This window comes from Actinomyces sp. MRS3W, assembly GCF_032465695.1.
Taxonomy (GTDB): domain Bacteria; phylum Actinomycetota; class Actinomycetes; order Actinomycetales; family Actinomycetaceae; genus Actinomyces.
Map to the genome: position 1 here is coordinate 1 of NZ_JAWDJJ010000165.1, position 7,256 is coordinate 7,256.

5 protein-coding genes and 1 pseudogene are annotated in these 7,256 nt (G+C 68.4%); 2 read left to right on the forward strand and 4 right to left on the reverse strand.

The features are described 5' to 3' along the window. On the forward strand, positions 1-858 hold an 858-nt coding region (locus RWX45_RS05915; protein WP_316022839.1), incomplete at its 5' end, for a DUF3097 family protein. A gap of 136 nt (positions 859-994) precedes the next feature. Continuing rightward, positions 995-2,920 carry a subtype A tannase gene (locus RWX45_RS05920; protein WP_316022840.1) on the forward strand — a complete coding sequence of 642 codons (1,926 nt, stop codon included), beginning with the start codon at positions 995-997 and terminating at the stop codon, positions 2,918-2,920. An 89-nt stretch (positions 2,921-3,009) separates the two neighbouring features. On the opposite strand, the gene RWX45_RS05925 is transcribed toward RWX45_RS05920, so the two are convergent. The 4 genes and pseudogenes from RWX45_RS05925 to RWX45_RS05940 all read right to left on the reverse strand — a co-directional run. Continuing rightward, positions 3,010-4,413, reverse strand: coding sequence for a sodium:proton antiporter (locus RWX45_RS05925; protein ID WP_316022841.1), 1,404 nt, complete (start codon positions 4,411-4,413; stop codon positions 3,010-3,012). A gap of 173 nt (positions 4,414-4,586) precedes the next feature. After that, positions 4,587-5,363: a hypothetical protein gene (locus tag RWX45_RS05930; RefSeq protein WP_316022842.1), complete on the reverse strand. Its 777-nt coding sequence runs from the start codon at positions 5,361-5,363 to the stop codon at positions 4,587-4,589. A gap of 174 nt (positions 5,364-5,537) precedes the next feature. After that, positions 5,538-6,815, reverse strand: a complete 1,278-nt coding sequence (hemW, locus tag RWX45_RS05935; protein WP_410050685.1) for a radical SAM family heme chaperone HemW — start codon at positions 6,813-6,815, stop codon at positions 5,538-5,540. After that, positions 6,812-7,256: pseudogene (locus RWX45_RS05940) on the reverse strand (MFS transporter); the annotation flags it as partial. The pseudogene RWX45_RS05940 and the gene hemW, both read right to left, overlap by 4 nt.

A 7,256-nucleotide genomic window follows, 5' to 3' on the forward strand; every position in this document is an offset into this window, starting at 1 on the left:
GATCCGCATCGCGTCGGCCCCACCGCGGTGCGACCCCAGTCGGTGCATGTGGCGCTCACGCGCGGCATGGTGCTGGAGGACCGCCAGACCGGGTTCGTGGGCGCCGCCGTCGCCGTGGAGAAATCGGGCGGCAAGCACGTCGTGGTGCTGGAGGACCGGCGCGGCGTGCGCCGGGCGTTCCCACTGGGACCGGGCTTCTGGCTCGAGGGGCGACCCGTCATCGTCGACCCGCCGGCCCCGCGCAAGCGTCCCCCCGCCGGTCCGGTCAGTGCGGGCGGACGCAGGCTGACCGCCTCCGGCTCCTACGCCGTCGACGGCGAGCGGGCCCGCGTGGCACGCGCCTCCCGCATCTGGGTGGAGGGCAAGCACGACGCCGAGCTGGTGGAGAAGGTGTGGGGCGACGACCTGCGCCACGAGGGCGTCGTCGTCCTCATGCTCGACGGCGTCGATCACCTCGAGGAGGTCATGGCCGAGTTCGGGCCGTCGCCGCAGCGGCGGGCGGGAGTGCTCGTGGATCACCTCGTGCCCGGGTCCAAGGAGTCGCGCATTGCCGAGCATGTGCGCGCCCTGCCCGGCGGGGAGAACATCCTCATCCTGGGGCACCCGTATGTGGACGTGTGGCAGGCGGTCCGGCCCGAGCGGGTGGGCCTGCGAGCCTGGCCGACCATCCCGCGCGGGGTGGACATTAAGCACGGCACTCTGGAGGCACTCGGCTGGGCTCACGCCAACCAGGCCGATATCGCCCGCGGCTGGCAGCGGATCCTGGCCACGGTGCGCTCTTACAAGGATCTGGAGCCGAGCCTGCTGGGACGGATGGAGGAGCTCATCGACTTCGTCACCGCCCCCGGCACCCGCTGACGGGAAGCAGGCCGGAACGTCGTCGCCCAGGCGGGCACTTTCACAAGCGGCTCACAGCAACTCGCCAGGGTGACATTCAGCCCGGCCGGATTGCATGTTCAGCATGACCCTGATGCCGACGGGAAGGACACCATTGATGAGACTCTCACGACGCACTCTCCTGGGGGCGGTGCCGGTGGCGACTCTGCTAGGCGCGGCCGGCCTGGCCGCCTGCAGCAACGACTCCGGCAGTTCCACCGCTACGGCCACCGCCTCGGGTTCTGCGCCCGCGCCCACGAGTACCGACCTGGCGCTTGACTCCGCGGCCTGGAGCTACGACGCCGACGGCGATGTCTACTACCAGCTCGGCCTGTCCTATGTGGCCTCCCCGCAGGACACCAGTTATGAGACGCTCGGCATTTTCGTGCCCGGCGCCTACATGTCCGCCACCGACAACGGCGACGGCACCTTCACCGCCGAGGTCGCTGCCGACGGCGCCGTGGGCGACTGGACGGCGGCGACGGCGCCGGTCGTGCTGCCGGTCAATACCCCCGGCTATGCGGCCCAGCAGCCGCCCAGCGAGTACTCCTACAACACGGTCTCGGCCTACATGGAGGCGGGATTCATCTACGTCCAGGCGGGCCTGCGCGGCAAGGACTCCACCACGGACGCGGCGGCCGGGAACGCGCCGTGGGGCGTGACCGACCTCAAGGCGGCCGTGCGCTACCTGCGTTACAACGCCTCGGCTCTCCCCGGTAACCCGGAGCAGATGTACGTGTTCGGTCACTCCGGCGGCGGCGCCCAGTCGGCCATCATGGGCGCGTCCGGTGACAGTGAGCTGTACACGCCGTACCTGGAGGCCCTCGGCGCTGCCACCACCGACACCGACGGCGCCGCGCTGTCCGACGCGATCGCGGGGGCCATGTGCTGGTGCCCGATCACGAGCCTGGACAGTGCCAACGCCGCCTACGAGTGGAATATGGGCCAGTTCGCCACCACCGGCACGCGTGCGGAGGGCACCTGGACCAAGGTCTACTCCCAGAACCTGGCGGCCGCCTACGCGAGCTATCTCAACGGCCTGGGGCTGGTCGACTCCAGCGGCAACACCCTGACCCTGGAAGAGTCCGCAGACGGGCAGTACTTGGCCGGCTCCTACTACGAGCACATGGTCGGCGTCATTGAGCAGTCCCTCAACGACTTCCTCGCAGCCACCGAGTTCCCCTACACCCCGAATACGACCGAGATGGCCGGCATGGATGCCGCGGGCGGATCCGGCGGACCGGGCGGCGCCGATGGAGCCTCCGGCGGCGCCAGTGGTGGCCCCGACGGCGGTGACGCCTCCGGTCTTCCCTCCGGGGCACCCGGCGACGGCGAGGCACCCGACGGGGCGCCGACGGATGGCGGTCCTGGGGCAGGCTCGGCGGAGTCCTCGGGGTCCACACAATCCGAGTCGGTCACTTATGACAGCGTGGACGACTACATCGCCGCCCTCAACACCGACGTGGAGTGGGTCTCCTACGACTCGTCAACCAACACGGCGACCATCACCGGTCTGGAGGGCTTCGTCACCAGTCAGAAGGCCGCGACCAAGGACGTCGGCGCGCTCGACGGCGTTGACCGCGGTCAGACCGAGAACACCGTCCTCGGGGTTGGGGACACGGCGCTGCACTTCTCCGAACTCTCCCGCGATGTCATCGCCGCCAACGAGGACTCCTACGCCTCCCTGGATGACTGGAACGACGACTACGGTTCGGCGGGCTACGACTCCGACTTCACCCAAACGGACTCACTGGGCATCGACGTGCTCACTCGCGAGCACATGTACAACCCGATGTACTTCATCTCCAGTGCCTACGAGGGGGCGGGCACTTCCACGGTCGCTCCGAACTGGCGCATCCGCACCGGTATTACCCAGGGCGACACGGCCAGCACCGTTGAGGTCAACCTGGCGCTGGCGCTGCAGGCGGCCGGCCAGTCGGTGGATTTCGCGACCGTCTGGGGTCAGGGGCACACCATGGCCGAGTTGACCGGCTCCGGGGAGGAGAACTTCATCAGCTGGGTGGGTGAGCAGGCCGGTTCCTGACCGGGCCCGCGAAGACTCCGCCGAAGAAACCGCACGGCCCGGGCATCCGCGAGGGTGCCCGGGCCGGCCTGTACCGAATGTCGCGGATTTCAGGCGTCGACGAGTGCCAGGCGGCGGCTGGAGCGCAGCAGTCTCACATTGTTGGCCAATAGCGCGATCACCAGCACCACGCCGACGATCTTGGCCCACAGCGGCGAGGCGATGAACAGCAGCACCATGGCCACGAGGATGGGCACCAGGTACATGAAGGAGCGGGCGATGTAAGCACCGAAGGAGGGCATCTCGACCCCGCGCGCCTCCGCAACCGACTTGACCATGAAGTTCGGGCCGTTGCCAATGTAGGTGAGCGCACCGCACAGTACGGCGCCCAGCGAGATGGAACGCAGGTACAGCTCCGGCACACCCGCAACAGTGGCACCGCCTGGGTGGGCCACCTGGCCGGCCATCTCGAAGAAGGTGGCGTAGGTGGGGGCGTTGTCGAGCAGGGAGGACAAGCCGCCGGTGAAGATGAAGAAGGTGATCTCGTTGAGCGGGAGGCTGCCGGCGACTTCGTCGAGGTAGCGCAGGGCCGGGATCATGGTGAGGAAGATGCCGATGAACAGGGCCGCCACCTCGGCGATCGGCCCCCACTCGAACTGGTTGTCCTCGAAGCGGACCTTCCTGTCACCCAGCTTGTAGGAGGCGCCGGCGGCGGCGAGCATGATGATCTCCCGCACCGGGATCCAGTCCATGAGGGTCGCATGCCCCGCTTCAATGGCTTCGGCATCGATCGAGGGGGCGAAGGCGACGGCGGCGATGATGACGACGAACCACACGAGGTTGGTGGCGCCTCGCAGACCCAGGGGTTCGATCTCCGTCTTGTCGGCGCGGATGTCGGCCGCGGGCTCCTGCGAGTAGTACCAGGAGTCGAGAGCGAAGTAGCTGGCGAGCAGCATGGCGTTGACGAACAGCCACTCGATGGCGAGGCTGAACGTCCAGGTGAAGGGGACGCCGCGCAGGAAGCCGAGGAAGAGCGGCGGGTCGCCGAGCGGGGTGAGCAGACCGCCGCAGTTGGCCACCATGAAGATGGTGAACAGGACGGTGTGGACGCGGTATTCGCGCTCGCGGTTGGTGTTGAGCAGTGGACGGATGAGCAGCATGGCGGCGCCGGTGGTGCCGACGAAGCTGGCCAGGACGGCGCCGATCGCCAGGAAGATCGTGTTGTTGCGTGGGGTCGCCTCGATGTCACCTTTGAGGAAGATCCCGCCCGAGACGACGAACAGTGCGAATAGCAGCGCGATGAACTGCACGTACTCCACGACGGCGGCGAAGACGGGCTCCCAACCGAGGGCGATCCACATCCACACGGCGACGGGGATCCCCAGGATGAGGGCAACCGTCAGCTGACTGGAGTTTTTCTCCCACCAGTGGGACGTCGCCGGGACCAGCGGGAAGATCGCGATCGAGGCGAGCATGACAACAAAGGGCAGTATGGACCACCACTGCAACTCCACGTGAGACTCCTCGTTTCGGGGTCAGTGTGCTGGTCGTCTCATCAAAGACGCGACGACGCTAGGGGCAGCCTATGACAGTGCCCGTCCCACATGACGAGACATCGGCGCGTTCCGGGCACAAGGTGACCGGAAGCACGCCGATGTCTCGGGGTGTGAGCCGTCGGAAGTCGGCGTCAGCCCTGGCTCGGGTAGCGGGCGACGTCGCGTCCCTGGACGCGCACGTAGGCGTAGGTGGTCATGAGGGCTACCAGCGGGCCGGTGATGATCCAACCGATGACCGTGATGCTGCCCACGATGTGCAGCAGTATGCCAACAAGCGCGAAGAGGATGAGCCCGAGGTTGTCCGCCAGCAACCGCATGGACATTTTCATGGAATCGATGGCGCCGGTGTTGTGCTCGACACCGACGTACTCAACGAAGGTCAGCAGGTACAGCAGGACGAGACCGGGAACGATGAGCAGGATCGAGCCCAGAGCAATCGCCAGGCCCGAGAGGGCGAGGGCGAGTACGGTGCGAGCGAAGTTCGGGAAGGTGAAGAAGTCGGCGAAGGTAGCTTTGCGGCCGGAGCTGGTCAGCAGCCCGACGTGCGCCAGTGGGATGGGGCTGATGAGTGCCACGACCAGTGTGATCAAGCCACCTCCGGGGATGCCCAGGCCGTAGTGGTGCTCAACGCCGTTGACGGTGTAGCTGGCTTCGGCGCCGATACGGCCGAGGATCGTCCAGATGCCGAATCCGACCAGCAGAACGACAGGGTTGTTGGTGATGCGCGCCCAGGCCCAGGACAGTCCGTCGCCCACGGAGATGGTGGGCTGCGGCGCGGGCACGCCATATCCATAGCCGGGGGCGGCGTTTCCATAGCCAGGCGGGGTACTGCCATAGCTGGGCGGGGTGTTCCCGTATCCCTGGCCGTTGCCTTGCGGTGCTCCATACGAGGGCATGTCCGTACTCATGGTTCCATGATGCCAAATCGACACCACAGTCCATGAGACCCATCGGCGTGGCGACCACCACGCTATCGAGGGTGCCCCGTCCTCACGCGTGTTCCGAGGCTCCCCCAGACTATCGACGATGCGGACACCTTCACCTTCGGCCAGCTTTTCGTGCCCGTCGCGGGCCCGATTCGGTCAGTCGATGAGGGCTTGAGTGACGTAGTCCGCCATGAGCCGGCCGCGCAGGGTGAGCACGGCGCGGCCGCGCAGGGCGGGGGCCGCTTCCAGCAGCCCCTCCCCCACCAGCCGGCCGACCACCGGCACCAGCCGGGCGGGGGTGCCGTGCGCCGTCGTCGGCTCGGGGCCCTCCGGACCGCGGTGGGTCAGGGCCGCCAATTCCAGGCCCTCGCGCATACGAATGCCGAGCATGACCCGCTCCAGCTCCCGCGAATCGGCATCAATGACCTCATGCCCCGCGACGGGCAGCCGCCCGGCCATCACCTGACCGGCCCAGGCCACCGGGTGCTTGGTATTCCACAGGCGCACGTCCCCCAGGTGACTGTGCGCCCCGGGGCCGGCGCCCCACCAGTCCCAGTCGCGCCAGTAGGCCTGGTTGTGCGCGCACTCATGCCCCGGCCGGGCCCAGTTGGAGATCTCATACCACTCGTAACCCGCCGCGGCCAGTGCCGCGTCGGCCGCCTCGTACTTGTCGGCCTCATCGTCGTCGCTGGGCAGGGGCAGCTCGCCGCGGCGCACCTGCCCCCACATGCGCGTGCCCTCCTCAATGACCAGGGCGTAGGCACTCACATGATCCGGGCCGATCTCAACTGCGGCATCCAGGGACCGGCGCCAGTCGTCCAACGTCTCCCCCGGCGTGCCGTAGATGAGATCCAGGCTCGTGCTCAGTCCCGCTGCCCGGGCCCATGCCACCACCTGCGGCACCCGCTCGGGCGTGTGCGTGCGGTCCAGGGTGCGCAGCACCCGCGGCACCGCCGACTGCATGCCGAAGGACACTCGGGTGAAGCCCGCCTCGGCCAGTTGCGCCAGGTAGCGTGCATCAACGGTTTCCGGGTTGGCCTCCGTGGTCGCCTCGACGTCCTCGGCCAGGCCCCAGGTGCCGCGCACCAGGTCAAGCATTCGGGCCAGGTCCCCGGCTGGCAGCAGGGTGGGTGTGCCCCCGCCAACGAACACCGTCTGCGCGGGCCGCTGCGGCAGGCCGCAGTCGTCCATGGCGGCGCGGGCGGCGCCCAGCTCCACGGCGAGCGTGTCCACGTAGTCGCCCAGCGAGGCCCCCGCCCCCATGGTCAGGTTCGTGTAGGTGTTGAAGTCGCAGTAGCCGCAGCGCACCCGGCAGTAGGGCACGTGCAGGTACACCGAGAAGGGTCGCGGCCCGCCCGACGCCGATGCCCCGGCCTGTGGGGGCAGCTGCCCCATGCCGGGCAGCGGCTCGCCGGCCGGCTGGCGTGGACTCACCGCGATTCTCCGTTCTCCGGCGCCTCGGCCTGGGCCAGCAGCGCCATGGCATCCAGCCGCGCCGTCCCGCGGCGGCTGGCAGCCACCTGCCCGAAGACGGTCATCATGACCAGCACCACCACCACGAGTACGAAGGGCACCGGCCAGGCGCCGGTGGCCTCATGCACCCAGCCGAGCACCACCGGACCGGCCGCGGCCACCACGTAACCGGCCGTCTGCATGAACGCCGTCGTCTCCCGGTTCTCATCCACGCTGACGCTGCGCCGAATGACAATGGTGAACAGGGCGGCGAAATAGCCGCCCTGGGCCACGCCGGAAGCAACACACCCGACCAGCCAGGCGCCCGGTGCCAGCACGAGGCACACCGGCAGCACCAGCCAGCAGGCCGAGATGACCGCCAGGACACGACTCCCCCGCCAGCCCAGGCCCTCGAACATGACC

What these genes read in the sequence shown, in the direction of transcription:
- RWX45_RS05920 (WP_316022840.1), top strand. Translation starts at nt 995, where the DNA reads ATGAGACTCTCACGACGCACTCTCCTGGGGGCGGTGCCGGTGGCGACT.
- RWX45_RS05930 (WP_316022842.1), bottom strand. Translation starts at nt 5,363, where the DNA reads ATGAGTACGGACATGCCCTCGTATGGAGCACCGCAAGGCAACGGCCAG.